General features: G+C 66.4%; 26 protein-coding genes and 1 riboswitch. Of the genes, 18 read left to right on the top strand and 8 right to left on the bottom strand.

Going from position 1 to position 26,977, the window contains the following annotated elements; all coding sequences use genetic code 11:
- Positions 1-264 precede the first annotated feature (264 nt).
- The 3 genes from VEI45_RS15155 (at position 265) to VEI45_RS15145 (ending at position 2,398) form a co-directional block, all read left to right on the top strand.
- Positions 265-399, top strand: coding sequence for a hypothetical protein (locus VEI45_RS15155; RefSeq protein ID WP_324854568.1), 135 nt, complete (start codon positions 265-267; stop codon positions 397-399).
- A gap of 320 nt (positions 400-719) precedes the next feature.
- Positions 720-1,823, top strand: coding sequence for a zinc-binding dehydrogenase (locus VEI45_RS15150; RefSeq protein ID WP_324854566.1), 1,104 nt, complete (start codon positions 720-722; stop codon positions 1,821-1,823).
- A complete protein-coding gene (locus tag VEI45_RS15145) occupies positions 1,820-2,398 on the top strand; it encodes a carboxymuconolactone decarboxylase family protein (protein WP_324854564.1) in 579 nt (192 codons plus the stop codon). The genes VEI45_RS15150 and VEI45_RS15145 overlap by 4 nt, the downstream gene beginning before the upstream one ends.
- Before the next feature lie 9 nt (positions 2,399-2,407).
- On the opposite strand, the gene VEI45_RS15140 is transcribed toward VEI45_RS15145, so the two are convergent.
- Positions 2,408-2,842, bottom strand: a complete 435-nt coding sequence (locus VEI45_RS15140) for a PaaI family thioesterase (protein ID WP_324854562.1) — start codon at positions 2,840-2,842, stop codon at positions 2,408-2,410.
- A 58-nt stretch (positions 2,843-2,900) separates the two neighbouring features.
- Here VEI45_RS15140 and VEI45_RS15135 point away from each other — a divergent pair, with 58 nt between their 5' ends.
- From VEI45_RS15135 to VEI45_RS15120, 4 genes are all read left to right on the top strand, one after another.
- Positions 2,901-4,025 carry a nitronate monooxygenase family protein gene (locus VEI45_RS15135; protein WP_324854560.1) on the top strand — a complete coding sequence of 375 codons (1,125 nt, stop codon included), beginning with the start codon at positions 2,901-2,903 and terminating at the stop codon, positions 4,023-4,025.
- Positions 4,022-4,648 carry a TetR/AcrR family transcriptional regulator gene (locus VEI45_RS15130; protein WP_324854558.1) on the top strand — a complete coding sequence of 209 codons (627 nt, stop codon included), beginning with the start codon at positions 4,022-4,024 and terminating at the stop codon, positions 4,646-4,648. The genes VEI45_RS15135 and VEI45_RS15130 overlap by 4 nt, the downstream gene beginning before the upstream one ends.
- Position 4,649: 1 nt before the next feature.
- Positions 4,650-6,107 (top strand): NAD(P)/FAD-dependent oxidoreductase, encoded by a 1,458-nt coding sequence (locus VEI45_RS15125; protein WP_324854556.1) that lies wholly within the window; start codon positions 4,650-4,652, stop codon positions 6,105-6,107.
- Between the two features lie 68 nt (positions 6,108-6,175).
- A riboswitch (M-box (ykoK) riboswitch) is annotated at positions 6,176-6,346 on the top strand.
- Between the two features lie 274 nt (positions 6,347-6,620).
- Entirely contained in the window at positions 6,621-6,857 is a 237-nt protein-coding gene (locus VEI45_RS15120) for an Rv1535 family protein (RefSeq protein ID WP_324854554.1), read from the top strand.
- 57 nt (positions 6,858-6,914) lie between these two features.
- Here the strand turns inward: VEI45_RS15120 and VEI45_RS15115 are convergent, their stop codons facing one another.
- The gene (locus VEI45_RS15115) at positions 6,915-7,676 is read right to left on the bottom strand and encodes a lipase family protein (RefSeq protein WP_324854552.1); all 762 of its coding nucleotides are present in this window, start codon (positions 7,674-7,676) and stop codon (positions 6,915-6,917) included.
- A 103-nt stretch (positions 7,677-7,779) separates the two neighbouring features.
- Between VEI45_RS15115 and VEI45_RS15110 the strand changes: the two genes are divergently transcribed.
- Together VEI45_RS15110 and ileS are read left to right on the top strand one after the other, a co-directional pair.
- Positions 7,780-8,154, top strand: coding sequence for an amino acid-binding protein (locus tag VEI45_RS15110; protein ID WP_324854551.1), 375 nt, complete (start codon positions 7,780-7,782; stop codon positions 8,152-8,154).
- A gap of 248 nt (positions 8,155-8,402) precedes the next feature.
- Positions 8,403-11,516 carry an isoleucine--tRNA ligase gene (gene ileS, locus VEI45_RS15105; protein ID WP_324854550.1) on the top strand — a complete coding sequence of 1,038 codons (3,114 nt, stop codon included), beginning with the start codon at positions 8,403-8,405 and terminating at the stop codon, positions 11,514-11,516.
- 69 nt (positions 11,517-11,585) lie between these two features.
- On the opposite strand, the gene VEI45_RS15100 is transcribed toward ileS, so the two are convergent.
- A complete protein-coding gene (locus VEI45_RS15100) occupies positions 11,586-12,152 on the bottom strand; it encodes a class I SAM-dependent methyltransferase (RefSeq protein ID WP_324854548.1) in 567 nt (188 codons plus the stop codon).
- A 49-nt stretch (positions 12,153-12,201) separates the two neighbouring features.
- Between VEI45_RS15100 and VEI45_RS15095 the strand changes: the two genes are divergently transcribed.
- On the top strand, positions 12,202-13,599 hold the full coding sequence (locus tag VEI45_RS15095; protein WP_324854572.1) for a DNA polymerase IV: 1,398 nt from the start codon (positions 12,202-12,204) through the stop codon (positions 13,597-13,599).
- On the opposite strand, the gene VEI45_RS15090 is transcribed toward VEI45_RS15095, so the two are convergent.
- A complete protein-coding gene (locus VEI45_RS15090) occupies positions 13,564-14,484 on the bottom strand; it encodes an asparaginase (protein WP_324854546.1) in 921 nt (306 codons plus the stop codon). The two genes, VEI45_RS15095 and VEI45_RS15090, sit on opposite strands and share 36 nt — an antisense overlap.
- Positions 14,485-14,527: 43 nt before the next feature.
- Between VEI45_RS15090 and lspA the strand changes: the two genes are divergently transcribed.
- Together lspA and VEI45_RS15080 are read left to right on the top strand one after the other, a co-directional pair.
- On the top strand, positions 14,528-15,211 hold the full coding sequence (gene lspA, locus VEI45_RS15085) for a signal peptidase II (protein WP_324854544.1): 684 nt from the start codon (positions 14,528-14,530) through the stop codon (positions 15,209-15,211).
- 8 nt (positions 15,212-15,219) lie between these two features.
- Positions 15,220-16,152, top strand: a complete 933-nt coding sequence (locus VEI45_RS15080) for an RluA family pseudouridine synthase (RefSeq protein WP_324854542.1) — start codon at positions 15,220-15,222, stop codon at positions 16,150-16,152.
- Here the strand turns inward: VEI45_RS15080 and VEI45_RS15075 are convergent.
- Positions 16,149-16,595 (bottom strand): hypothetical protein, encoded by a 447-nt coding sequence (locus tag VEI45_RS15075; RefSeq protein ID WP_324854540.1) that lies wholly within the window; start codon positions 16,593-16,595, stop codon positions 16,149-16,151. The two genes, VEI45_RS15080 and VEI45_RS15075, sit on opposite strands and share 4 nt — an antisense overlap.
- Positions 16,596-16,667: 72 nt before the next feature.
- Positions 16,668-17,573: a DUF732 domain-containing protein gene (locus VEI45_RS15070; protein WP_324854538.1), complete on the bottom strand. Its 906-nt coding sequence runs from the start codon at positions 17,571-17,573 to the stop codon at positions 16,668-16,670.
- Positions 17,574-17,900: 327 nt separating this feature from the next.
- On the opposite strand from VEI45_RS15070, the gene VEI45_RS15065 reads away from it, so the two are divergent.
- Together VEI45_RS15065 and VEI45_RS15060 are read left to right on the top strand one after the other, a co-directional pair.
- Positions 17,901-18,281 (top strand): YciI family protein, encoded by a 381-nt coding sequence (locus VEI45_RS15065; RefSeq protein ID WP_324854536.1) that lies wholly within the window; start codon positions 17,901-17,903, stop codon positions 18,279-18,281.
- Complete coding sequence (locus VEI45_RS15060; RefSeq protein ID WP_414687493.1) at positions 18,274-19,473, top strand: RNA polymerase sigma factor; 1,200 nt, start codon at positions 18,274-18,276, stop codon at positions 19,471-19,473. The genes VEI45_RS15065 and VEI45_RS15060 overlap by 8 nt, the downstream gene beginning before the upstream one ends.
- An 85-nt stretch (positions 19,474-19,558) precedes the next feature.
- Here the strand turns inward: VEI45_RS15060 and VEI45_RS15055 are convergent, their stop codons facing one another.
- Positions 19,559-19,966, bottom strand: coding sequence for a group 1 truncated hemoglobin (locus tag VEI45_RS15055; protein ID WP_324854534.1), 408 nt, complete (start codon positions 19,964-19,966; stop codon positions 19,559-19,561).
- Between the two features lie 164 nt (positions 19,967-20,130).
- Between VEI45_RS15055 and VEI45_RS15050 the strand changes: the two genes are divergently transcribed.
- The 4 genes from VEI45_RS15050 (at position 20,131) to dnaE (ending at position 26,003) form a co-directional block, all read left to right on the top strand.
- On the top strand, positions 20,131-21,147 hold the full coding sequence (locus VEI45_RS15050) for an SDR family NAD(P)-dependent oxidoreductase (protein ID WP_324854532.1): 1,017 nt from the start codon (positions 20,131-20,133) through the stop codon (positions 21,145-21,147).
- Between the two features lie 7 nt (positions 21,148-21,154).
- Positions 21,155-21,958, top strand: coding sequence for an SDR family oxidoreductase (locus VEI45_RS15045; RefSeq protein ID WP_324854530.1), 804 nt, complete (start codon positions 21,155-21,157; stop codon positions 21,956-21,958).
- A complete protein-coding gene (locus VEI45_RS15040; protein ID WP_324854528.1) occupies positions 21,958-22,290 on the top strand; it encodes an SRPBCC family protein in 333 nt (110 codons plus the stop codon). Before VEI45_RS15045 ends, VEI45_RS15040 begins: the two co-directional genes overlap by 1 nt.
- A 113-nt stretch (positions 22,291-22,403) precedes the next feature.
- Entirely contained in the window at positions 22,404-26,003 is a 3,600-nt protein-coding gene (dnaE, locus tag VEI45_RS15035) for a DNA polymerase III subunit alpha (RefSeq protein ID WP_324854526.1), read from the top strand.
- On the opposite strand, the gene VEI45_RS15030 is transcribed toward dnaE, so the two are convergent.
- Positions 26,000-26,977, bottom strand: a 978-nt coding sequence (locus VEI45_RS15030) for a WS/DGAT domain-containing protein (RefSeq protein WP_324854524.1), incomplete at its 5' end; no start/stop codon positions are given. The genes dnaE and VEI45_RS15030 overlap by 4 nt on opposite strands.

Genomic DNA, 26,977 nt, shown 5'->3' with positions numbered 1-26,977 from the left:
GGGAACATCCTAGAGTTCGGCGTCTACCAAGGTGAGTCAACTCGAACCATCATCAGGACGCTGCGGCGCTTGAAGCGTACCCACACAGCGCGGCCGCTCAAGAGAGTGTTCGCTTGCGATTCGTTCGAGGGCCTGCCGGAGACGTGGGAGACGTTAGAGGTCGGTCACTTTGCGTGCGAGCCTCCCAAAATTCCTGGTGCCACGATAGTAAAAGGCTTCTAAGCAACGTCTCTCAATCCTGAGCTCGCCCAAAGAGCGGGTCGGGTGGCGTTGGCATCGCTTGACGCCGACCTGTTCTCCTCCACCCTGTGCGCGCTGACCTGGCTCACTCCGCTGCTCGGAATCGGCAGCCTGCTGCTATTTGACGAGTACCTGGGCGACGGCGGCGCTGAGAAATGAGCCCGCGGGCAATGGCAGGAAGCGACCGGGATACATACTGAGGAAGTCTTTCGGCATGAGCGCGTACCAGTACTCGAAACACCCAATGAGCGGGTCCTCTTTCGGGTGACCGGTGGCGGTCACCTGGCAGCCACACCGTTGCCCAACTCGCACGATCTCTAGGCGCCCGCAGCGGAGATTTGGCGACCGAAGCGAAAGACATTGAGCAACAACGGCATAACTATGGCCCCACCGCGCTCGCCAGGTCGGCTGGTCGCCGTTGCGCTGGAGGCGGGGTCTCTCGATTGACTCGTCAGTCAAGGGTTCCTTAGTGTGCCGATATGGCGGAGTACGCGGCGGCGCAAGCGTTGGTGCTGGAAGCGCCGCGCCGCCTGGCCGTCCGGGAGCTTCCGCTCCCCAGGCTCGGCGACGACGACGCGCTGGTGCGGGTAGCGGCCTGCGGACTGTGCGGGACCGACCACGAGCAGTACACCGGCGAACTCGCCGGAGGGTTCGCGTTTGTTCCCGGTCACGAGACCGTCGGGACCATCGACGCCATTGGCCCGCGAGCGGCCCAACGGTGGGGGGTGGCAGTCGGCGACCGGGTGGCCGTCGAGGTGTTCCAGTCCTGCCGGGCCTGTCCGGCCTGCCGGGCGGGGGAGTATCGGCGCTGCGAACGCCACGGATTGGCCGACATGTATGGGTTCATCCCCGTCGACCGCGAGCCCGGCCTGTGGGGCGGTTACGCCGAATACCAATACCTGGCACCCGATTCAATGGTGTTGCCCTTACCCACCAACTTCGATCCGGTCGTCGCGACGTTATTCAACCCGCTTGGCGCCGGAATCCGCTGGGCCACAACGGTTCCCGGTACCAGCCCGGGTGATGTCGTTGCAGTCCTCGGGCCGGGCATCCGTGGGCTGTGCGCCGCCGCGGCGGCGAAAGAGGCCGGTGCTGGGTTCGTCATGGTGACCGGGTTGGGCGCTCGCGATGCCGACCGGCTGGCACTGGCGCCGAAATTCGGCGCTGACCTCGCGGTCGACGTGAGCGTCGACGATCCGGTCGCTGAGTTGACCAAGGCAACCGGCACATTGGCCGATGTCGTCGTCGACGTCACCGCTCGGGCGCCCGCAGCGTTCGCGCAGGCGATCGCGCTGGCCCGCCCGGCCGGGACCGTGGTGGTCGCCGGCACCCGGGGTTTTGGCAGCAGCGCTCCCGGGTTCTGGCCCGACATGATCGTGTTCAAGGAGCTGCGCGTATTGGGGGCACTGGGCGTAGACGTCACCGCTTACCGGGCGGCGTTGGATCTGCTGGTGTCCGGTCGTTACCCGTTCGCGAGCCTGCCGCGGCGCTGCGTGGGCCTCGACGATGTAGAAGACCTGCTCGCCACGATGGCCGGCGAGCGTGATGATGTCCCGCCAGTTCATGGAGTGCTGACACCTTGACCGAACCCAAAAAAGAAGCCCGCGTCCCCCGTCTGCCGCTCGATGAGGCTAAGGCCGCCGCCGACGAAGCCGGCGTGCCCAATTACATGGCCGAACTCACCATCTTCCAGGTGTTGTTGAACCATCCCAAGTTGGCCTGCGCCCTTAACGACCTGCTCGCCATCATGCTGTGGCGCGGAACCCTGGACCCGCGCCTACGCGAGCTGGTGATCATGCGCATCGGCTGGCTCACCGCCTCCGATTACGAATGGACGCAGCATTGGCGGGTCGCCCAGGGTCTCGGGGTTAGCCCCGATGACCTGTTGGGCGTGCGCGATTGGCGGGCCTACGCGGGGTTCGGGCCCGCGGAGCGGGCAGTGCTTGCGGCCACCGACGACGTGGTGCGCGACGGCGTGGTGGGCGACGAAAGCTGGGCGGCCTGTCAGCGCGAATTCGGCGCCGACCATGCGGTGCTCATCGAACTTGTCACCGCGATCGGTGCGTGGCGAATGGTCGCGTCGATCCTGCACAGCCTGCGAGTGCCGTTGGAGGACGGCGTCGCGAGCTGGCCGCCGGACGGCCACCAACCGCCCTAGCGCAAGGACTCACACGATCCGGTACGTCTGCACGGCGTGGGCGACGACGTTGCCGTCGGTATCCGTTGCGGTGATCTCGGTGAACGTAAGTTCCTTGCGCCGGCGGGCGGTGCGCGCATGACAGAGCAGATCGGATTGTTTGGCGGCGCCGGTGTACTGGATGCTCATGGCGACCGTGGAAGCTCGCATGCCCTTGTCGAAATCGTGGTTGGACCAGGCCGCGGCGGCGCCGGCGCTATCCATCACCGACGCGATGACCCCGCCGTGAAAGTAGGTGCCGTCGTTGGTGAGGTCGTCGCGGAACGGCAGCCGGATGGTGACGTCGTCGGGTTCGTAGCGTTCGAACACGATGCCCAGGCTGGCCAAGAACGGCGTCGTCGGCATCAGGTCGCGCACTGCCTCGCGGCGCTTGTGCTGCTGCTCCTCGGTCAACGGCTCGGCCATAGCGGCACCCTACTGCACACGATTGACACGTCAATCACTAACTCATAGCGTTCCGAACATGCGAACAAGGGTCGCGGAAATACTCGGCGTGGAGTTCCCGATCTGCGCGTTCAGTCACTGCCGGGACGTGGTGGCCGCGGTGTCCAATGCGGGCGGGTTCGGGATCCTCGGCGCCGTCGCGCACAGTCCGCAGCGGCTCGACACCGAGCTGACCTGGATCGAGGAGCAGACCGGCGGCAAGCCGTACGGCGTCGACCTGCTGCTGCCGCCCAAGTATGCCGGCGTCGAGCAAGGCGGGTTCGATACCCAGCAGGTGCGCGAGCTGCTGCCCGAGGAGCATCGGGCGTTCGTCGACGACCTGCTGGTCCGCTACGGCATCCCGGTGCCCACCGACGAGCAGCGTCTGCCACCCGGTGAGCTCAACATCTCGCCGAAGGGCTACGAACCGCTGCTCGAGGTGGCCTTCGCGCACGGCATCCGGCTGATCGCCAGCGCGCTGGGCTCGCCGCCGCCCGACCTGGTCCAACGGGCCCACGACAACGACGTAGTGGTGGCGGCGCTGGCCGGCACCACGCAGCACGCGCGACGGCACGCCGCGGCTGGGGTCGACCTGATCGTCGCCCAGGGCACCGAGGCCGGCGGGCACACCGGCGAGGTGGCGACGATGGTGCTGGTCCCCGAGGTCGTTGACGCGGTAGCTCCGGTGCCGGTGCTGGCCGCGGGCGGGATCGCCCGCGGCCGCCAGATCGCCGCGGCGTTGGCCTTGGGTGCCGAAGGCGTGTGGTGCGGGTCGGTGTGGCTGACCACCGAGGAAGCCGAGACGCTGCCCGTCGTGAAGGACAAATTCTTGGCCGCCACCTCGTCGGACACCGTGCGATCGCGGTCGTTGACCGGCAAGCCCGCTCGCATGCTGCGCACCGCGTGGACCGACGAGTGGGAGCGGGCCGGCAGTCCCGACCCGCTCGGCATGCCGCTGCAAAGCGCGCTGATCGGCGATCCGCAAGTGCGCATCAACCGGGCCGCCGTGCATCCCGACGCCAAGGCCCGCGAGTTGGCCACCTACTTCGTCGGCCAGGTCGTCGGTTCGCTGAACAAGGTGCAACCGGCGGCCTCCGTGGTGCTGGACATGGTTTCCGAGTTCATCGATGCCGTCGGGCGTCTCGACGAGTTGGTGGAGCGTTGACCACGCCGACCCGACGGCGCCGAGCGGTCAGCGACGAGGACAAGTCCCAGCGCCGCGACGAGATCATGGCTGCGGCCAAACAAGTATTCGCCCGCAAAGGTTTTCACTCGACGACCATCGCCGATATCGCCAAGCAGGCGTCCCTCGCCTACGGGTCGATTTACTGGTACTTCGACTCCAAGGACGAGTTGTTCCACGCGTTGATGGCCGTCGAAGAAGACGCCTTGCGTGCCCACATTGCGGCGGCTCTCGCCAGCCCGGCCGATCGCCGCGAGGCGCCGTTTCGTGCCGCCGTGCAGGCGACATTCGAATTCTTCGAAGCCGACAAGGCGACGACCAAGTTGCTGTTCCGCGACGCCTACGCGCTGGGCGACCGGTTCGAGAAGCACCTCGCCAGCATCTACGAGCGGTTCATCGACGACATCGAAGCCCGCATCGTCGCCGCCCAGAATCGCGGCGAAGTGGTCGTTGCCCCGCCCCGGATGGTGGCCTACACGCTGGCGGCGCTGATCGGTCAGCTGGCGCACCGTCGACTGTCCACCGACGACGGCGTCAGTGCCGCCGAGGTTGCCGATTTCGTTGTCACGCTGGCCTTTAACGGGCTCCGACCTCGCGGGGGCTGACATGCGTTTCGTCGTCATTGGCGCGGGGATGGCCGGTGTGCTGAGCGCCATCAAACTTCGCGACGCGGGTTTCAGCGACGTCACGGTGTACGAAAAGGCCGACCGGCTCGGCGGCACTTGGCGCGAGAACACCTACCCGGGCATCGCCTGCGATGTGCCGTCGCACCTGTACACCTACACCTTTGCCCCGAACCCGGAGTGGAGCCACGCGTTCGCGCCCGGTCCGGAGATCCTCGCATACTTCCAAAGCGTCGCCAGCCGTTATGGCGTCGACGAATTGATCCGTTATAACACCGAGGTGCTCCGCCTCGAACATGACGGAAATCGTTGGCGCATTGAGACATCCACCGGCGAGCGTGACGATGCTGACGTCGTCATCGCCGCCACCGGCGTGCTGCACCACCCGCGCTACCCAGACATCGAAGGGCTCGACGACTTCGCCGGCCCCGTGTTCCACAGTGCCCGTTGGGATCACACCGTGCCGCTGGCCGGTGCCCGGCTGGGCGTGATCGGCACCGGTTCGTCGGCGGTGCAAGTGACCGGCGCAGTGAGCGACCTGGTCGCCGAATTACACCTGTTCCAGCGGACCCCGCAGTGGATCTTGCCAGTGGGCAATCCGCCGATCGACGACGCGGACCGGGCCCGCTATCGCTCCGACCCGGCGGCGATGACGACGCTGCGCGCCGACCTGAACACCAGCTTCGTGCAGACCTTCGCCAACGCGGTCGTCGACGCCGACTCGGCTCCGCTGAAGACGCTGCAAAAGCTGGCCTGCGCCAACCTCGAGGACAGCGTGGCCGACCGGGAGCTGCGGGAGAAGCTGCGGCCCGACTATCGCGCCGGGTGCAAGCGGCTGATCATTTCGCCGAACTTCTACGACGCCATCCAGCGGCCCAACGCTCATCTGATCACCGAGCGCATCGCGCGTGTCGAGGCGGACGGGGTGCGCACCGTGGACGGTCGGTTGCATGGGCTCGACGTGTTGGTGCTGGCGACCGGTTTTCGAGTCGACCGCTTCCTGCGCCCGATCGACGTGATCGGCCGCGGCGGCGTGCGTCTAGACGAGGTGTGGCGGGAACGGCCGTTCGCGTATCTGTCCGTGACGGTGCCAGACTTCCCCAACCTGTTCATGCTCAACGGGCCCAACGGACCGGTCGGCAACTTCTCGCTGATCGACGTGGCCGAGGCGCAATTTGGTTACCTGATGCAGCTCATCGAGCTGCTGAGCGACGGCCGATGTCGGCAGATCAGCGCCACCCGGGAGGCCGCCGCTCGCTTTGAGGCCGACCGCGTGGAGGCCGCCAAGAAGACCGTCTGGGTGACCGGCTGCCGCAGCTGGTACCTCGACGATCGCGGTGTTCCGGCGGCGTGGCCATGGAGTTTCACCCGTTTCGAGAACGCCATGGCACGGCCGGTCCTGGACGATTACGAACTCATAACGACTGGTCAGGACCCCTAGCGCCGCTCAGAAAGTTTTCAGGTGTGGCGAATTGACCCGGGCGGAATGTTCGTGCATCATCGACTGGGTAAGCACCTCGTTAGGTGAGGCTTCTACACGGATACAGGCCACTGACCCCGAACGTCGAGAGACGCCCAGGGTCAGGACAGCTCCTCCCGGCTTAAGGGTTGAGCCCAAGTGGCTTCCGGGATCTCCGGATACGGCGTGTAGTGCCGAAGCTCTGACGAGTGGGGTGTGGTTTTCCCGAAGTCATCGGGTTTCCTGTGCTCCTGCTTGCATGTGAATTGTGCGGTAATCCGCACGTGTCGCGACCGCGAGGAGGTGAGGGACGAATGAGTTCCAGTTCTAGTCCGGATCGATATCCGGGCTCTGTGTCGTCCCGATCCGGCCTCCGGCGCGTCGCTTGCAGCTGAGCCTTCTTTGGCCTGGGCAGCACGTCGCCTCATCGGACGCCGATTCGGACGGACATCGAATCCCGTTATGCCCGTTTGACTTTCCGCTTAGGAGGCGACCATGACCGCTGTACTGTACGACGAAGTGGTAACGGCGACGCCCGCACGCCGGCTCAGGGCAGTGCCTGCCCCGACGCCGATTGCCGTGCCGGCGCCAAAGCGGACCTCCCGGCGGCCCGATCAACAGTTGGTCGGCGGCGACCCGTTGGTCGTGGGAGCCGCTCGGTTGCTCTGCATTCCGTTGCGCCAGCTCTACGCCGCGCTGTGGCGCGCGGGTGTGTTGGAGGTTGGCGCCTAACAAAACTGTCGCTCCCGGTACCTCAGGTGTTTTAGCGCCTCGGTGCCGGGAGCGCTGTCATTGCTGGGCCGCAATGAGCGCCGACAGTCCGTTCTGATAGGCGATCAGGCTGTGCCGCCACGCGATCTGGACCGGCCCGCCGCTATCGACGGTGATTTCGGCGCCGACGTGCACGTAGGGTGCCGGGGGTACGTGCGGCACGATGTCGAGAAAGTTCACTATCCGGAAACAGCTTTCGATGGTGGCGTTGAACTTGTCGGCGAAGTCGGTCAATCCGACCCGTGGGCCGGCGAACGTGATCAGCCGGGGTTCGATCTTGTTCGGCGGCATGTTCCGGAAGATGTCCGGCGCCGCGAACACGGCCAGCGCCCCACCGAGGCTGTGCCCGGTGACCAGGATCTGATCGCAGCCGGCGGTCGCGGTGGCCAAGTTCGCGGCGACGCTTTTCCGGACCAGCTCGTAGACATCCTGAAAGCCGGCGTGCACCTGCCCGAATCCGCCGACCGGGAGGTAGGTATCCGGGACGGCGTCGAGGTCCGCTAGCCAATCCTCGACGTCGGACGTGCCGCGAAACGACACAAAAGCGGTGCGAGTCGTCGGGTTACGGCCCATCAACCCGAAAACGTTGGTGTTTTTGGTCATTGCAGCCACTGCGGGATGGGGGCTCGTCATCGCGGTGAGCGCAGCGGCGTCAGCCTGGATCAAACTGGTCTGGGCATAACCGGACGGGAGGGTGGCCGGGCCGCCACCCATCACCGTGTACGCCGCCTCGACCAGTGGCAGAACCACGTCGCTCGCCAATGCCGCGCTGAACGCCACAACCGCAGTGTAAGAAAACCAGCGCAAGATTCGCAGATCATCGGCCGCAAGCCGGCGGTAGCGTTGACACATCCGCCCAAACCCGGTGGGAAGGGGGCGCGTCATGGCGACCGATCTGACCCTTTATCTCGACGACGAGCCCGGCGAGCTGGCCTTGATCGGCGACGTGCTGGGCAAGGCGGGCGTCAACATCGCCGGTCTGTGCGCCCTGACCAGCGGCGGAGGGCAGGCCGAGGTGCACATTCTGGTGCAGGATGCCACCCCCGCATTCGAAGCGCTGCAGGGCGCCGGAATCAAAATCGCCGAGGAGCAAGAGGTAATCGTCCTCGACATCAAGGACCGTCCGGGCGCGCTCGGCGAAGTCGTCCACAAACTCGGCGCCGCAAAAATCAACCTGGAAACCGCGTATCTCGCCACCAACACCCGGTTGGTACTTGGCGCGGACAATCTCGCTGGCGCCAGGGCCGCGCTGGCCTGATGTTGATTTGCCGCGGCCGGTAGAATCGGCCGCAACGGCGTCGATCCGGCGATCACCGGGGAGCCTTCGGAGGAACAGCCGGCACCGATGAGAGCCAGCCCAGTAGAGCCGAACGGGTAGGGCCCGTCACAGCCTTCCAACGAGCGGCCATGCCCCGGCGTGGCAAGCGGGGTGGTACCGCGGCGCTTGCGCACCGGCGCGACGTCGTCCCCGGGCCTCACAGTGGCACATGGGAGACGATGCGCGCAGTGACCGACAACGCCTACCCCAAGCTGGCTGGCGGTGCACCCGACTTGCCGGCACTGGAACTGGAAGTCCTCGACCATTGGGCGAGCGACGAGACGTTCCGGGCCAGCATCGCGCGGCGAGCCGATGCCCCGGAGTACGTGTTCTACGACGGACCGCCGTTCGCCAACGGCCTCCCGCATTACGGTCATCTGCTCACCGGCTACGTCAAGGACATCATGCCGCGGTATCGCACCATGCGCGGCTACCGGGTCGAGCGCCGATTCGGTTGGGACACCCACGGGCTGCCGGCCGAACTCGAGGTCGAGCGACAGCTCGGGATCACGGACAAATCCCAGATTGACGCGATGGGCATCGCCGCGTTCAACGAAGCCTGCCGCGAATCGGTGCTGCGCTACACCGACGAATGGCAGGCTTATGTGACCCGTCAGGCTCGGTGGGTGGACTTTGCCAACGACTACAAGACGCTCGATCTGCCCTACATGGAATCGGTCATATGGGCGTTCAAACAGCTGTGGGACAAGGGCTTAACGTACGAGGGCTACCGGGTGCTGCCGTACTGCTGGCGTGACGAGACCCCGTTGTCCAATCACGAGCTGCGGATGGATGACGACATCTACCAGAGTCGGCAAGACCCGGCGATCACCGTCGGATTCCGCGTCGCTGACGGCGAGTGGTCCGGCGCGCACCTGCTGGTGTGGACGACGACACCGTGGACCCTGCCGTCGAACCAGGCGGTCGCCGTCAACCCCGATGTCACCTACGTACAGGTGCGGGCGGGGGAGCACCACCTGATTCTCGCCGAGGCTCGACTGGCCGCCTATTCACGAGAATTGGGCGATGAACCGGAGGTGCTGGGCACCTACCGCGGCAGCGATCTGGTGGGCATGCGGTACCTGCCGCCGTTCCCGTACTTTATGGACTCGCCCAACGCTTTTCAGGTGCTCGGTGCCGACTTCGTGACCACCGATGACGGTACCGGGATTGTGCACCTGGCGCCGGCCTACGGCGAGGATGACAAGGAAACCGCCGACAAAGCCGGTATCGTGCCGGTGACGCCGGTCGACGCCAAGGGCCGTTTCGACGCCACCGTCGCCGACTATCAGGGCCAGCACGTCTTCGAAGCCAACCCGCAGATCATCCGTGACCTGAAAAACCGCAGTGGTCCGGCCGCGGCCAATGCAGCGGTGCTGATCCGGCAGGAGACATACGACCACCCCTATCCGCATTGCTGGCGGTGTCGCAATCCGCTCATTTACCGTGCGGTGTCATCATGGTTCGTCAAGGTCACCGACTTCCGGGACCGCATGGTCGAACTCAACCAGCAGATCACCTGGTATCCCGAGCACGTCAGAGACGGTCAGTTCGGCAAGTGGCTTCAGGGTGCCCGCGACTGGTCGATCTCGCGAAACCGCTACTGGGGCACGCCGATTCCGGTGTGGGTGTCCGACGACCCGGCCTATCCCCGGATCGACGTCTATGGCAGCCTCGACGAGCTGGAGCGCGATTTCGATGTGCGTCCCGATAACCTGCACCGGCCGTATATCGACGAGCTGACCCGGCCCAATCCCGACGACCCCACCGGGCGCTCGACGATGCGACGCATCGCCGATGTCTTCGACGTGTGGTTCGATTCCGGGTCCATGCCCTACGCGCAGGTGCACTACCCGTTCGAGAACCGTGATTGGTTCGAGACGCATTACCCGGGCGACTTCATCGTCGAGTACATCGGGCAGACCCGCGGGTGGTTCTACACGCTGCACGTACTGGCCACTGCGTTGTTCGACCGGCCGGCGTTCAAAACCTGTGTGGCGCATGGGATCGTGCTGGGCAGCGACGGCCAGAAGATGAGCAAATCGCTGCGCAACTATCCCGATGTCAGCGAGGTGTTCGAGCGCGACGGCTCCGACGCAATGCGCTGGTTTTTGATGGCGTCGCCAATCCTGCGCGGCGGGAACCTGATCGTCACCGAACAGGGTATCCGCGACGGAGTGCGCCAGGTGCTACTGCCGTTCTGGAACGCCTACAGCTTCCTGGCCCTCTACGCGCCGAAAGTCGGTACCTGGCACGCCAATTCACCGCATGTGCTCGATCGCTACATCCTGGCCAAACTGGCGGTGCTGCGCGACGATCTCACCGTCGCGATGGATGTCTGCGACATCTCCGGGGCATGCGAGCAGCTACGGCAATTCACCGAGGCTCTGACGAATTGGTATGTGCGACGGTCCCGTTCGCGGTTTTGGGAAGAGGACACCGACGCGATCGACACCCTGCACACCGTGCTGGAAGTAACCGCGAGGCTGGCCGCACCGCTGCTGCCATTGACCACCGAAATCATCTGGCGCGGTGTCACCGGCGAGCGTTCGGTGCACCTGACCGACTGGCCGGAAGCCGAGGTGCTGCCGGCGGATGCCGAACTGGTCGCCGCGATGGATCAGGTGCGCGAGGTGTGCTCGGTGGCGTCGTCGCTGCGCAAAGCAAAGCAGCTGCGGGTGCGCCTGCCGTTGCAGAAACTCACGGTGGCGGTGGACAATCCGCAGCGACTGGAACCGTTCACCGATCTGATCGCCGACGAGCTCAACGTCAAGAAGGTCGAGCTCACCCGGGACATCGACACCTACGGTCGCTTCGAGCTGACCGTGAACGCGCAGGTCGCCGGGCCGCGGTTGGGTAAGGATGTGCAGGCGGCGATCAAGGCGGTCAAGGCCGGCGAGGGTGTCGTCAACGCCGACGGCACGCTAACCGCGGGCCCGGCGGTGCTGCAGCCCGACGAGTACAGCTCCCGGCTGGTGGCCGCCGACCCCGAGTACACCGCGCCGCTACCGGGCGGGGCCGGGCTGGTGGTGCTGGACGCCACCGTGACGCCCGCGCTCGAGGCCGAGGGCTGGGCCAAGGACCGCATCCGCGAACTGCAGGAGCTGCGCAAATCGACCGGGCTGGACGTCTCCGACCGGATCAGCGTGGTGATGTCGGTGCCGCCGCAGCGCGCCGACTGGGCCGAAACGCATCGCGACCTGATCGCCGGGGAAATCCTGGCCACCAGTTTCGAGTTCGGTGAGCCGGCCGACGGTGTGCCGATCGGCGACGGCGTGCGGGTGGCGATTGCCAAGGTGTGACGCCGAGATCGACGCTAGCGCACCGAAACGCCCCCAGAAATCCTGCATTAGTGTCGACGTCGGCGCGAGCTAAGGCTTGACGGCACTCCAGCGCAGCCGACGGTGGTTGCCGTCGACGTGCACATCGCCAAAGCCGGTGCGCCGCAACCGCTCCGGCAGTGTGTCCGTCGATACCGGGTTGCAGATGTCGCGGATATGCATGATCCGGAACAGTGTCGACGCCGCGCTATCGCTGCCGGCGAATACGCCGCCGGGCCGCAGCACACGAAACGCCTCGGCGAATAGCTGGTCCTGCAGCTCGCGCGTCGGAACGTGGTGCAGCATCGTAAAACACACCACCGAGCTGAACTCCTCGGACGGTAGGCCGGTGTCGGTTCCGTCGCCCTGGATGATCCGGGCCCGCTCGCCGTATTTGCCCTTCAGCCGATCCGCCATGGGTTGGTCGATCTCGACGGCGGTGTAGTGCGGCGCTTTGTCGATCAGCACCCGGATGTTGGCCCCGTAACCCGGCCCGATCTCCAGCACGTTGTCGCCCAGGTCGACGTCGCCGAGCGCCCAGGGCAACAACGCGTCTTCGACAACTTTGAAATAGCGATCGGAACTACAACACATGCGGTGGCACAAGTTCATCGCCATGCAATCAGACGCTAGCGCAATAGCATCGGTAATTGTGGACTCCCGTTGGGTGCTGCACCTCGACATGGACGCGTTCTTCGCGTCCGTCGAGCAACTCACCCGGCCCACGTTGCGCGGCCGTCCGGTGCTGGTCGGCGGGCTGGGCGGCCGCGGGGTGGTGGCCGGCGCGAGTTACGAATCACGGGTGTTCGGGGCCCGGTCGGCCATGCCGATGCACCACGCCCGTCGACTGATCGGCGTGACGGCGGTGGTGCTGCCGCCGCGCGGCGTGGTCTACGGCGTCGCCAGCCGCCGGGTCTTCGACACCGTGCGCGCGGTGGTGCCCGTCGTCGAGCAGCTCTCTTTCGATGAGGCGTTCGGGGAGCCGCCGGAACTGGTCGGCGCAGCGCCGGGCGATGTCGAGCGTTTCTGCGAGGACCTGCGGCGACGGGTGCGCGACGAGACCGGCCTGGTTGCCTCGGTCGGCGCCGGCTCGGGCAAGCAGATCGCCAAGATCGCGTCGGGAATGGCCAAACCCGACGGGGTCCGGGTGATCGGGCGTGCCGAGGAGAAACCGCTGCTGGGCGGTCTTGCGGTACGCAGACTCTGGGGCATCGGGCCGGTCGCCGAGGAGAAGCTGCACCGGCTCGGGATCGAGACGATCGGGCAGTTGGCCGCGCTCAGCGAAGCCGAGGTGGCCAGCATCCTGGGTGCGACGATCGGGCCGGCGCTGCATCGGCTGGCCCGCGGCATCGACGACCGCCCGGTCGCCGAGCGGGCCGAGGCCAAGCAGATCAGCGCGGAGTCCACCTTCGCGGCGGATTTGACCACACTCGACGAGTTGCGCGAGGCGGTCGGCCCGATCGCCGAGCACGCCCATCAACGGTTGTGCCGTGACGGCCGCGGCGCTCGCACCGTCACGGTCAAGCTGAAGAAATCCGATATGAGCACGCTGACCCGCTCGGCCACCCTGCCCTACGCGACCACCGACGGCGCCGCGCTGGCAGCGCTGGCCGGCCGGCTGCTGCTCGATCCACGGCAGATCGGGCCGATTCGCCTACTCGGCGTAGGGTTTTCGGGACTCAGCAACGTGCGGCAAGAGTCGCTATTTCCCGATCTGGAATTGACGATGTCGGGCGCTGACGCGGGGACGGACCCGGCGCCGGTCGAGCCGGACCCGGCCGCCGAGCCGGCGGGTGAGGCCGCTGGGTGGCGGGTGGGTGACGACGTAACCCACCGCGACCTGGGCCACGGCTGGGTGCAAGGCGCCGGCCACGGCGTGGTCACCGTGCGGTTCGAGACCCGCAGCTCGGGACCGGGTCCGGCGCGAACGTTTCCCGCAGGTTCATCCGACACCGGCGACATTGAGCCGGCGAACCCGATCGACAGCCTCGACTGGCCCGACTACGTCGCCGCGCTGACCGAGACCGCGTCAGCGCAGGCGGTCGACAACATCACGCAGCGGTAGCTGCGCCGCCAACGCCGCCATCACCAGCACCCGCACCTGACTCGGCGGCAGCCACGGGATCATCACCGCGCCCGCATCGACCAGATCACGGCCCGGCCCGTAATCCGGGCGGACCCGTCCACCCGAGACCCGGGTGGACACCGCCACCAGCACTCCGTCACGGCAGTGCCGCCGCACCCCGTCGACCACCGCGTCCCCGGCATTGCCCGCGCCGAGCGCTTCCAGGACGATGCCACCGGCGCCCCCCGCCACGCAGGCGTCCATCGCGACCGCGTCACTTCCGGGGTAGGTCGCGACGATGTCGACCCGCGGGGCGGCCGCGGCGTTCAGCTCGCCGAGATAGAGACGGTGCTTGGGCCGGTCCAACACCACCCCGTCGTCGACGGTGCCCAGAACCTCGCCGGCGAAACCGTTCCGAGTGGCCGCCTTGCGCAAGCCCAACGGCTGCAGCACCCGGCCGGCGAAACACACCAGCACACCTCGGTCGTGAGCGGCGGGATCCGACGCCACCGCAAGCGCGTCGCGCAGATTTGCCGGCCCGTCGGCATCGGGCGCGTCCGCGCTACGCATTGCGCCGGTGAGCACCACCGGAACATCGCCCGCGTAGGTGATATCCAGCCACAGCGCGGTCTCCTCGAGGGTGTCGGTGCCGTGCGTCACGACCACACCCTGTGCGCCGCCAAAGGCCGCGGCCCGGGCCGCCGCGCCGATCACGTCCCAGTCGGCCGGGTTCAGCTGCGAGCTGTCGAGGGCCATCACGTCGACGACGTCGACGTCCAGGCCGGCGGTCAACTCGGCGCCGCCACGCGTCGGCCGCCGCACTCCGTCGGTGTCGGCCGTAGTGGCGATCGTCCCACCGGTGGCGATCACGGTGAGGCGGCTCATGGGAGAAATCATCCCGCATATCGCTGTAGTGGATGATGTAAGCGTGACTGACCAACCAACGGGATCGGCCGAGTCGGTGACTGAGGCCCCGACGGCGGCAGAGGCCGACGCAGCCGCGCCGCGACGGCGACTGCGGCTGCTGCTGTCGGTCGCTGCGATCGTGCTGGCGCTGGACATCATCACCAAGGTCCTCGCAGTCAAACTGCTCACCCCCGGCCAGCCGGTGCCGATCATCGGTGACACCGTCACCTGGACGCTGGTCCGCAATTCCGGCGCCGCGTTTTCGATGGCGACCGGATACACCTGGATGCTGACACTGATCGCGACCGGTGTCGTGGTCGGGATCTTCTGGATGGGCCGGCGGCTGGTGTCGCCGTGGTGGGCGATCGGCCTCGGGATGATCCTGGGCGGGGCCACGGGAAACCTGGTAGACCGGTTTTTCCGTTCGCCGGGACCACTGCAGGGACATGTCGTGGACTTCTTGTCGATCGGCTGGTGGCCGGTGTTCAACGTCGCCGACCCGTCGGTGGTCGGCGGCGCGATCCTGCTGGTCACGCTGTCGGCGTTGGGCTTCGACTTTGACACCGTCGGGCGTCGGAAGGCAGACGACGCGCTCGATGTCGCCGATGCGCCCGAGAGCACCGAAATACCCGACGTGCCTGCCGAAGATGTCGAAGGCGATGAGCCGCAGGACGGCGCTGTTGGCTCCAAGGCCGACCAACGGTAGCGGCACCTGTGACCGACCGATCGATGCCGGTGCCGGAGGGCCTGGCGGGTATGCGTGTCGACGCCGGGCTGTCCCGGCTGCTGGGCCTGTCGCGCACCGCCGCCGCGGCGCTGGCCGAAGACGGCGGTGTGGAGTTGGACGGCGTCCCGGCCGGCAAGTCGGATCGTCTGGCCGCGGGGGCGTGGCTGCAGGTGCGGTTGCCTGAGCCGCCGGCGCCGTTGGAGAACACACCCGTCGAGATCGAGGGCATGACGATTCTGTACTCCGACGACGACATCGTGGCGGTCGACAAACCGGCGGGGGTGGCCGCGCATGCGTCGGTGGGCTGGACGGGGCCGACGGTGCTCGGCGGTCTGGCCGCGGCCGGTTACCGGATCACCACCTCCGGGGTGCACGAGCGGCAGGGCATCGTGCATCGCCTCGACGTCGGCACCTCCGGAGTCATGGTGGTCGCGATCTCCGAGCGGGCTTACACCGTGCTCAAGCGTGCGTTCAAGCAGCGCACAGTCGAGAAGCGCTACCACGCGCTGGTGCAAGGACACCCGGATCCGTCCAGCGGCACGATCGACGCGCCGATCGGCCGCCACCGCGGCCACGACTGGAAGTTCGCCGTCACCGCCACCGGCCGGCACAGCCTCACCCACTACGACACCATCGAAGCCTTCGTCGCCGCGAGTCTGGTCGACGTACATCTGGAAACTGGTCGCACACACCAGATTCGGGTGCACTTCGCCGCGTTGCATCACCCCTGCTGCGGCGACCTGACATACGGTGCTAACCCGAAACTTGCGGAAAAGCTTGGGCTGGAACGTCAATGGTTGCACGCCCGGTCGTTGGCCTTCACGCATCCCGCCGACGGACGCCAGGTGGAGATCGTCAGCCCCTACCCGCCGGATCTGCAGCACGCCCTCGACGTTTTACGTGACGGGACCCGACGTTAGGTTCGCGCCCGACGCCGGTAGTTCCTGGCCTCGTCCGTCCACTGCTGTTCCACCCGGCCGATCTCCAGCGACAGCAGTGCGACAGTCGCGTTGTCACAGCTGATTTCGTGAGCAGTGCGGTACTTTGCCGCTTCACCGATGGCCGGCAGATTCGGCCGCAAGCCCTCGAACCACGCGTCGCCGACGATGTTGGGCGGGTCATTGTTGCGCGGCCCGGCAGCCCACTGGCGGTACGCGTCCCGTGCACCTGCCAAGCCTTCCCGCCACCCCTTAACAGCTTCGGCCCGCTGAGAGTACACGTTGGCGAGCATCTGGTGCCTGTGCTCAGTGTGTGCGTTGAGCCAGGGAAACCAGGTGTCGGTCATCAACCGCACAACGCCCAAGATGCCCGCGGTGGACGCTCCCGCTGCCACCCCCACCAGGCCCATCGTTGCCATGCTCATACTGCTGATCGTCGCATCCACACGCGGGAGATGTGAGAAACGCCCGCAATCGCTATTGCCGACGTCTTTGTCTCAAGGTGCAAGCCTGACATGGCCTGGCGGCGCCGGCGGCGCGGGTTGCTCCGGCGACGGGTTGGCCGGAACGCCACCGCCGTCGCCGGGTTGAGGAGCATCGGCAGGAGGCGCCGCCTGTGGTGGCGGCTCGGCCTGTTGCGGTGCTGGCTCGGCCTGTTGCGGTGGTGGCTCCGCTTGCTGCTGTGGCGGCGGCGCCTGGTGCGGTACGGGCTGCACACGTTGTGGTGGAGGCGGCGATTGTCGCGGCGCGGGCGCCACCTCTTGTGGTGCAGGCGGCGGTTGCGCCGGAATCACCGGTGGGTTCGACGGCGGGACTTCTCCGGAGGGAGCCGTTCCGACGACCAAGGCGAGCACTGCGCCATGCGCGTCACGCGTGCCCGCCGTTTCCCGCCACGCCGCCGGGTTGACCATGGCAATCGGCGACGGCGCCGCCCGCAACTCAATTGCGTGGCCGACCGTGTTGCGGGTGTATGTGGCGACGCCGCGTGTCGGCTCATCCGATGCTGTCGCGGCCTGCGCCGTGATGGACGCTATCTTGCCCTGATCGTACGGGCAGTAGGCCTGCACTGCCGCGCTGATGAATCGATTTATGGTTTTCGTAACGCGACGGGGCGGATCGAGGCGCGTGAGCGGGTTCTCGTTATACCCATTATTTCTAATCAATTCCACCAAGTCGCCGACCGACATGCCGTCGTCGAGTTTGCCGCAAACTTTGTGGGCTGTCTCGATGAGGCTCGCCACGTTGTCGACTGGCGGGATGTCTTCGTAACCGAGCAGTGTCAAAAACTTGTCATCCTGGCTCGGGTCGGCCGCTGCCGTGCCGCCGGGCAGAATTGCGCCGCCGGTAAGCACCGCAATGGCGGTAACTATGGCGCGTAGGTGGTGGATGGGGCCGGAAAACATCGCAGGGCTTCCGTTCGGCTGAAGCCGTCACCTGACGAGCTTTACGTCGAAGTCTAGGCCGCACGCATGGCATCTGCCAGGTTGCTGGGCGCCCGGTGCGGACACGGCGCTTTCCCGCTCAATTCCGTGGGGCAGTCCGCGAACGTTCAGTGGTCTGCAACGCCGCCGCCACGCAAGCGCTTTGGCGCCATGGCGTCAGAGCGCTGTAACACTATCCGCGTGGTTCGGCTGATCGTTTCATCACGTGCCGGGTAACGATGGTTTGTCGATTGGGTCCGGTCTCAATCGTCATTGAGGTGTCATCATCGACCCGGAAAGGACACCACTATGCAGTACTGCCTGCTCATGCACTACCAGGAGGGCCCGGAGATCGGTCTGACCGAGGAGGACATGGCCCCCGCGCGCGCAGCGTTCGCCCGCTACGCCGACGACCTCGACGCGGCGGGTGTCCTGGTCGGCACTCAGGTGCTGCAATCAGCCGTCGCGTCAACCACGTTCACCGCGCGCGACGGCACTCCCAGCGTCCAGGACGGCCCGTTCGCCGACACCAAAGAGCGGCTCGGCGGGGTGTTCGTCATCGATGTGCCTGACCTGGACGCCGCGTTGGCGTGGGCCAAGCGCTGCCCGGCGGTCGACTGGGGCTCCGTCGAGATCCGTCCCGTCGCGGTCACTTACGCCAGTGGCAAAGGCTGGTACAGCCCTGAGTGAGGCGCGGAGTCGAGTCGCCGAGCTGGTTGGTGCCAGCTATGGCCGACTGCTGGCGGTGCTCGCCGCGCGGAGCGGCGACATCGCCGCCGCCGAGGACGCCATCGCCGATGCCCTGGAGCGTGCCCTGATCCGCTGGCCGGCCGAGGGCGTCCCCGCCAACCCGGAAGGCTGGGTGCTCACCGTGGCCCGCAACCGGCTGCGCGACCACTGGAAGTCGCACGCCTACCGCATGACCGATCCTTTACCCGAAATTGCCTGCGATGCAACCGAGTTGGATCTCGATGCTATTCCCGACCGGCGGCTGGAGCTGATGCTGGTGTGCGCCCATCCGGCGATCGCCGCCAACTGCCGCACCCCGTTGATGCTGCAGACCGTGCTCGGCGTCGACGCCGCGGCGATCGCGGAGGCGTTCGCGGTGCCCGCAACCACGATGGCGCAGCGGCTGGTACGCGCGAAGCGTCGCATCCGCGACGCCCGTATCCCCTTCGTGCTGCCAGGCCGCGCCGACCTCGACGAGCGGCTGCCCGCAGTGCTGGAGGCCGTGTACGGCGCGTACGCGATCGACTGGCAAGCGCCGGGTGCTGCGATCGAATCGTTGTCCGCTGAGGCCCTTCATCTTGCGCTGGTGCTCGTCGAGCTGTTGCCCGACGAACCCGAGGCGATGGGCCTGGCGGCGCTGGTGTGCTTGTCGGAGTCGCGCCGAGCCGCCCGGCGCACCGGCGACGGCGCGTTCGTGCCGCTGGACGAACAAGACCCGGCGTTATGGGACTCGGCGCTGATCGCCCAGGGCGAGGCCCTGCTACACCGCGCGCATGGGTTTAGCCGACCGGGCCGCTATCAATACGAGGCGGCGATCCAGTCGGCGCACTGCAGCAGGCCGGTCGACTGGTCTGCGCTGCGTCGCCTGCATCGTGCGCTGCTTCGGGTCGCGCCGTCACTCGGTGGCGTGGTCGCCCTGGCTGCCGTCGATGCCGAAATCGACGGACCGGACGCCGGTTTGCAGACGCTGGACGCGATCACCGACCCGGCGGTGCGACGGTTCCAGCCGGCCTGGACGACGCGCGGGCACCTGCTGGCCCGGGCTGGCCGCGCGGCCGCCGCCGCGGCGGCTTATCAGCGGGCCATAGATCTGACTGCCGATTCCGCAGTGGCCGAATACCTGCGGGCGCAGCTGGCCGGGCTGGAGTGGTGAGGTTCGCCGAGCGTGCAGTCAATGCGAGACTCAGGCCGACAGAATTCGCAGACGAAGCACGCTCGGCGAAGGGTGGGGTGGCGGATCAGACAGCCGCCTTGGCGTGGTCCGATGCAATCTGGCCGGCCAGCGCCGCAACGACCGTGAGTATCTCGGCGATCGTCTCCGGTGGTACACCAGCTGCGCATAGCGAGTCTTTCAAGTGCCCAGCCATCAATGCGAAGTGATGCATCGTGATGCCGCGGCCTTCGTGCGCCTGCTTCATCGAGAGGCCGGTGTAGGGGCCAGAGCCGCCGAATGACGAGGTCAGGAATTCCACCTGCCTGTCTTTCAGCCGTTTCATGTCCGATCCGGCGTAAAAGTGCGCCAGATGATCATCGTCGAGCACACGGCAATAGAAGTCCTCCACAATCACTTCGAGGGCGCCGTGGCCGCCGATCTTGTCGTAGAGGGTGGCTGTGCTGGGCTTGCGGAATCGTGTGAGCATTCCCATGCCGATAGCCGACCACTTCACCATTGCCCAGCAGTTAGAGCGCCGTCAACGGGCGATTACCCGGCGTAACAACCGGATTGCCGCGGAATCACCAGAACTCGGCACCCGTTGTAGCAGACTCGTAACGGAATCCGCGGAGAACGTTCACGGGGAGCGAGAAACCGATGAATCTGGGTGACCTGACCCGCCTCGTCGAGAAGCCATTTGCCACGGTGTCCAATCTCGTCAACACACCGAATTCGGCGGGCCGGTACCGACCGTTCTACCTTCGTAATCTGCTCGATGCGGTTCAGGGCCGCACACTGGAGGATGCCGTCGACGGCACAATCGTCCTCATCACGGGCGGGTCATCGGGCATTGGCGCGGCGGCCGCTAAGAAGATCGCCGAAGCGGGCGGCGAGGTGGTGCTGGTCGCGCGCACCCCGGACAACCTGGAAAAGGTCGCCGACGACATCCGCAGCGATGGCGGCATCGCCCACGTGTACCCCTGCGATCTGGCCGACATGGATGCCATCGCCGCGATGGCCGACAAGGTGCTCGCCGACCTGGGCGGCGTCGACATTCTGATCAACAACGCCGGACGGTCGATTCGGCGCTCGCTGGCACTGTCCTACGACCGGATCCACGACTACCAGCGGACGATGCAGTTGAATTATCTCGGCGCGGTCCAGCTCATCCTCAAGTTCATCCCCGGGATGCGCGAACGCGGTTTCGGGCACATCATCAACGTGTCCTCGGTTGGCGTGCAGACCCGCGCACCGCGCTTCGGCGCCTACATCGCCAGCAAGTCAGCACTGGACAGCCTGTGCGACGCGCTGCAGGCCGAAGTCGTGAACGACGACGTCAAATTCACCACCGTGCACATGGCGTTGGTGCGGACGCCGATGATCAGCCCGACCAAGATGTATGACAAGTTCCCGGCGCTGACCCCTAACCAGGCGGCCGGCGTGATCACCGATGCGATCGTGCACCGACCCCGACGCGCCAGCTCACCGTTCGGGCAGTTCGCCGCGGTCGCCGACGCCGTCAACCCGGCCGTCATGGACCGGGTGCGCAACCGCGCGTTCAGCATGTTCGATGACTCATCGGCGGCCAAGGGAGACGAATCCGACAGCCAAACACCGGAATTCGACACGCGAAGCGAAACATTCGTGCGGGCTACCCGCGGAATCCACTGGTGAGGTCATCATGGGTCTTCCGAAACCAAGCAACCAGGCCGCCGTCGTCGTCACCGGCGCCTCCTCGGGCATCGGCACCGAGCTGGCCGGCGGTCTGGCCCGGCGCGGCTTCCCGCTGGTGCTGGTCGCCCGCCGTCGGGAACGCCTGGATGACCTCGCCGGTGAGCTGCGCACCCAGTACTCGGTGGGGGTCGACGTCATGCCTCTCGACCTGGCAGACGCCGGGTCGCGAGCACAACTGGCAGAGCGGCTTCGCAGCGAACCGATCGCCGGTTTGTGCAACAGCGCCGGCTTCGGCACCAGCGGTGTCTTCCAGACTTTGCCGATCGAGCGCGAGACCGAAGAAGTCGTCCTCAACTCGCTGGCGTTGATGGAACTCACTCATGCCGCGCTGCCCGGCATGGTCGAGCGGGGCGCCGGGGCGGTGCTCAACATCGCATCGATCGCGGGGTTCCAGCCGATTCCCTACATGGCGGTGTATTCGGCCACCAAGGCCTTCGTGCAGACGTTCTCCGAAGCCGTCCACGAGGAACTACACGGAACGGGCGTCTCGGTCACGGTCTTGTGCCCGGGCCCGGTGCCGACCGAGTGGGGCGAGATCGCCAATGCCGAGCGTTTCAGCATCCCGATCGCGCAGGTCTCGCCGCACGACGTCGCCGAAGAGGCCATCGGCGGGATGCTGGCCGGCAAGCGCAGCGTGGTGCCCGGCGTCGTGCCGAAGGCCGTGAGTATCGGCGGCAGGTTCGTACCGCGCAGCCTGTTGCTGCCCGGGATCCGGATCGGCAACCGCTTCCGGGGCGGACCCAGCCACTGATGGCTGCTGTCGACATGGCCGCCGACGTGCCGATGAGCCCGGAGGACATGTGGGATCACGTCTCGGACGCCAAGGGCTTCCGCAACCGGGTGACGTGGACGGTGACCACGTGGGAGCCGCCACATCAGGTCGCGCTGTCAGGATCCGGTAAAGGCGGTGCGAGGTACGCAGTGACGCTCACCGTGCGGCCCACACAACTGGGATCTGCCCTCGGCCTGCGCCTTGAGCTGGGCGGGCGCGCGTTGTTCGGTCCGGTGGGCTCGGCGGCGGCTCGCGCGGTCAAAGGAGACGTCGAGAAATCGTTGAAGCAGTTCGTCGAGCTTTATGGATAGCCGCGATCGCAGGCGCTGCGCAGCGGGTCGCCGCCGGACGACCTAGCGGCCACAAGACACACTCGCCGACACGCCGGGGAGTCGTCGGTGCATCGCCATAGACTGGCGTTTCTATGACCGATCCGTCCGCTCTTCGCGCCAGCGTCCCCCGCAAGCGGGAGGTGCCCCCACATCGCGCGTCCTTCGTGCACCTGCATAACCACACCGAGTACTCGATGTTGGACGGTGCCGCGAAGATCGCGCCGATGCTGGCCGAGGCGCAGCGGCTGGAGATGTCCGCGATCGGTATGACCGACCACGGCAACATGTTCGGCGCCAGCGAGTTCTACAATGCGGCGACGGCGGCGGGCATCAAGCCGATCATCGGCGTCGAGGCTTATGTTGCGCCCGCCTCTCGTTTTGATACCCGCCGCATCCTGTGGGGTGACCCGGGGCAGAAAAGCGACGACGTGTCCGGCAGTGGCTCCTACACCCACCTGACCATGGTCGCCGAGAACGCCACCGGCCTGCGGAACCTGTTCAAGTTGTCGTCGCTGGCGTCTTTCGAAGGCCAGCTGGGCAAGTGGTCGCGGATGGACGCCGAGCTGATCGCCGAGCACGCGGCCGGCGTCATCGCCACCACCGGCTGCCCCTCCGGGGAGGTGCAGACCCGGCTCAGGCTCGGGCAGCACCGCGAAGCGCTCGAGTCCGCCGCCAAGTGGCGGGAGATCTTCGGGGCCGAGAACTACTTCCTGGAGTTGATGGACCACGGGCTCGACATCGAACGCCGAGTCCGCGACGGGCTGCTGGAGATCGGCCGCTCGCTGAACATCCCGCCACTGGCCACCAACGACTGCCATTACGTCACCCGCGACGCTGCGCACAACCACGAGGCGCTGCTGTGCGTGCAGACCGGCAAGACGTTGTCGGATCCGAACCGGTTCAAATTCGACGGCGACGGCTACTACCTGAAGTCCGCAGCCGAGATGCGAGCGATCTGGGACGACCAGGTTGCCGGGGCCTGCGACTCAACACTGCTGATCGGCGAGCGGGTGAGCTCGTATGCCGATGTGTGGGCACCGCGCGACCGGATGCCGGTCTTCCCGGTGCCCGATGGGCATGACCAGGCCTCGTGGTTGCGCCACGAGGTGGATGCCGGGCTGCGCCGACGGTTTCCCGCCGGTGCGCTGGACGGGTATGCCGAACGTGCCGCCTATGAGATCGACGTCATCTGCGCTAAGGGTTTTCCGTCCTACTTCCTGATCGTCGCCGACCTGATCAACTACGCGCGGTCGGTCGACATCCGGGTCGGCCCGGGCCGCGGCTCGGCAGCCGGCTCGCTGGTGGCCTACGCGCTGGGCGTCACCGACATCGACCCGATCCCGCACGGGCTGCTGTTCGAGCGGTTCCTCAACCCCGAGCGCACCTCGATGCCGGATATCGACATCGACTTCGATGACCGCCGCCGCGGTGAAATGGTGCGCTACGCGGCCGACAAGTGGGGACATGACCGCGTTGCCCAGGTCATCACCTTCGGCACCATCAAAACCAAAGCGGCGCTCAAGGACTCCGCGCGAATCCACTACGGGCAGCCCGGTTTCGCGATCGCCGACCGGATCACCAAGGCGTTGCCGCCGGCGATCATGGCCAAAGACATCCCGCTGTCGGGCATCACCGACCCCAACCACGAGCGCTACAAGGAAGCCGCCGAGGTCCGCGGCCTGATCGACACCGATCCCGATGTGCGGACCATCTACCAAACCGCGCGCGGCCTGGAGGGCCTGATCCGTAACGCGGGTGTGCACGCCTGCGCGGTGGTCATGAGCAGCGAGCCGCTGGCCGAGGCGATCCCGCTGTGGAAGCGACCGCAGGACGGCGCCATCATCACCGGCTGGGATTACCCGTCGTGCGAGGCCATCGGCCTGCTGAAGATGGACTTCCTCGGTCTGCGCAACCTGACGATCATCGGCGACGCGATCGAGAACATCAAGGCCAACAGGGGAATTGACCTTGACCTGGAATCTGTGCCGCTGGACGACAAGGCCACCTACGCGCTGCTGGGCCGCGGGGAAACGCTCGGGGTGTTCCAGCTCGACGGCGGGCCGATGCGCGACCTGCTGCGCCGCATGCAGCCCACCGGATTCGAAGACGTCGTCGCGGTGATCGCGCTGTACCGGCCCGGCCCGATGGGCATGAACGCCCACAACGACTACGCCGAGCGTAAGAACAACCGGCAGGCGATCAAGCCGATTCACCCCGAACTCGAGGAACCGCTGCGCGAGATCCTCGCCGAGACCTACGGCCTGATCGTGTATCAGGAGCAGATCATGCGCATCGCGCAGAAAGTGGCCGGCTACTCGCTGGCCCGAGCCGACATTCTGCGCAAGGCCATGGGCAAGAAGAAGCGCGAGGTCCTGGAAAAGGAATTCGAAGGCTTCTCGGAAGGCATGCAGGCCAACGGGTTCTCGGCCAGGGCTATTAAGGCGCTGTGGGACACCATCCTTCCGTTCGCCGACTATGCGTTCAACAAGTCGCATGCCGCCGGATACGGCATGGTGTCGTACTGGACGGCCTATCTGAAGGCGAACTACACGGGCGAATACATGGCCGCCCTGCTCACCTCGGTCGGTGACGATAAGGACAAAGCCGCTGTCTATCTGGCCGACTGCCGCAAGCTCGGCATCACCGTACTGCCGCCGGACGTCAACGAGTCCGGGTTGAACTTCGCATCGGTCGGCACCGACATCCGCTACGGGCTGGGCGCGGTGCGCAACGTTGGCGCCAATGTGGTTGCCTCGCTGATCAATACCCGTACCGAGAAGGGCAAGTTCACCGACTTCTCCGACTACCTCAACAAGGTCGACATCGCGGCGTGCAACAAGAAGGTCACCGAATCCCTGATCAAAGCCGGCGCCTTCGACTCGCTGAAGCACCCTCGCAAAGGGCTGTTCCTGGTCCACACCGACGCGGTCGACTCGGTGCTGGGCACCAAGAAGGCCGAGGCGATGGGGCAGTTCGACCTGTTCGGCGGCGACCCGAATGATAGGGGGGCAGGCGCCGACGCGGTATTCACCATCAGGGTGCCCGACGACGAGTGGGACGACAAACACAAACTCGCGCTGGAACGCGAAATGCTGGGCTTATACGTGTCCGGACATCCGCTCGATGGGGTGGCACATCTGCTGGCGACTCAGGTCGACACCGCAATCCCGGCGGTACTCGACGGCGACATCGCCAACGACACGCTGGTAAAGGTGGGCGGCATCCTGGCGTCGGTGAACCGGCGGGTCAACAAGAACGGAATGCCTTGGGCCTCAGCGCAACTGCAAGACCTCACCGGTAGTATCGAAGTGATGTTCTTCCCGCACACCTACTCCGCTTTCGGTGCTGACGTCGTCGACGACGCGGTGGTCCTGGTCACGGCAAAGGTCGCTATCCGCGATGACCGGACCACACTGATCGCCAACGACCTTGTGGTGCCGGACTTCTCCTCCGCGCAACTGGATCGCCCGCTGGCGGTCAGCCTGCCGACGCGGCAGTGCACCATCGACAAGGTCAGCGCGCTCAAGCAGATTCTGGCACAACACCCCGGCACGTCCCAGGTGCATCTGCGGCTAGTCAGCGGGGACCGGATCACCACGCTCGAGTTGGACGCGTCGCTGCGGGTCACGCCGTCCCCGGCGCTGATGGGCGATCTCAAGGCTCTGCTCGGCCCGGGTTGCCTGGGCGGTTAACGGCGCGACCGCGAACGTACCGCCTTCTTCGCCGGTGCCTTGGTTGTCGCGGCGAGCTTGACCGGGCCCCGCCGCGGGAACGCCGGCTGCGGTGGTTGCGCCCATTCGGCACGGGTGGCCTCGAACAGGCGGCTGATCTCGGCGATGTGTAAGTCGGCCAGATCCCAGAGGTCCGGGATGAGCTCGCGGTCGGCGATGAACCCGAAGTCGAGCCGGTCAAGGTAGCTCACCACGGTGGTGTTGAGCCCTTGACCGTCGGTAACGATCGACACCGGGAACTGGTGACGCAGCTTGGCCCCCGCGAAGTACAACGGCTCGCGGGGGCCTGGGACGTTGGAGATCACCAGGTTGAACGGCTGTGCGACGCGGTTGGCCAACCGCAGCCGCGACGCCAGCCGAACCGCGGCGGTGGCCAGCACCGGCGTGGAGTACTGGGTGAGGTCCACCAGCTCGGTGGCCGGGATCAGCTCGAACTGGCGCTTGGCTTTCTGCATCGCCTGGTGGCAGCGAGCGACCCGTTCGAGCGGATCGTCGCAATCGGTTGGCAACGCGGCGACGATGGCCGACACCCGGTTCGTCCACGGGTCGGCTTCGTCGCCGGTACGGATCGACACCGGGACCATCGCGCGCAGCGGGCGGTCGGGCAGGGCATCGTGTTTCAGCAGATATTCGCGTAGCCCGCCAGCGCAGATCGCCATGACGACGTCGTTGACGGTTCCACCTGTTGCAGCCTTGAGGCGCTTGATGTTGTCCAGCGACGCGGTGCGCATGGCGAAGCGGCGGTGCGGCGTGATCGTCTTGTTCCACGGGGTGCGTGGTGCGGCCGTCCTAGGTAGCGAGACGTTGGGACCATCTCCACGGCCCAACTGGGCGACGCGTTTGACGACGGTCCCGGCGGCACCCGCCGCGCTGCTCACGCCGTGGATGCCCGCGGCGTCGGCGAGTTGGCGCACGATGCGGGTCTGTGTCCGGAT

Origin of the sequence: Mycobacterium sp., assembly GCF_035623875.1 — a bacterium.
In the GTDB taxonomy this organism is placed as follows: Bacteria; Actinomycetota; Actinomycetes; order Mycobacteriales; family Mycobacteriaceae; genus Mycobacterium.
The sequence above is the reverse complement of the archived record's forward strand: the minus strand, read 5'-3'. Positions and strand labels throughout refer to the sequence as shown.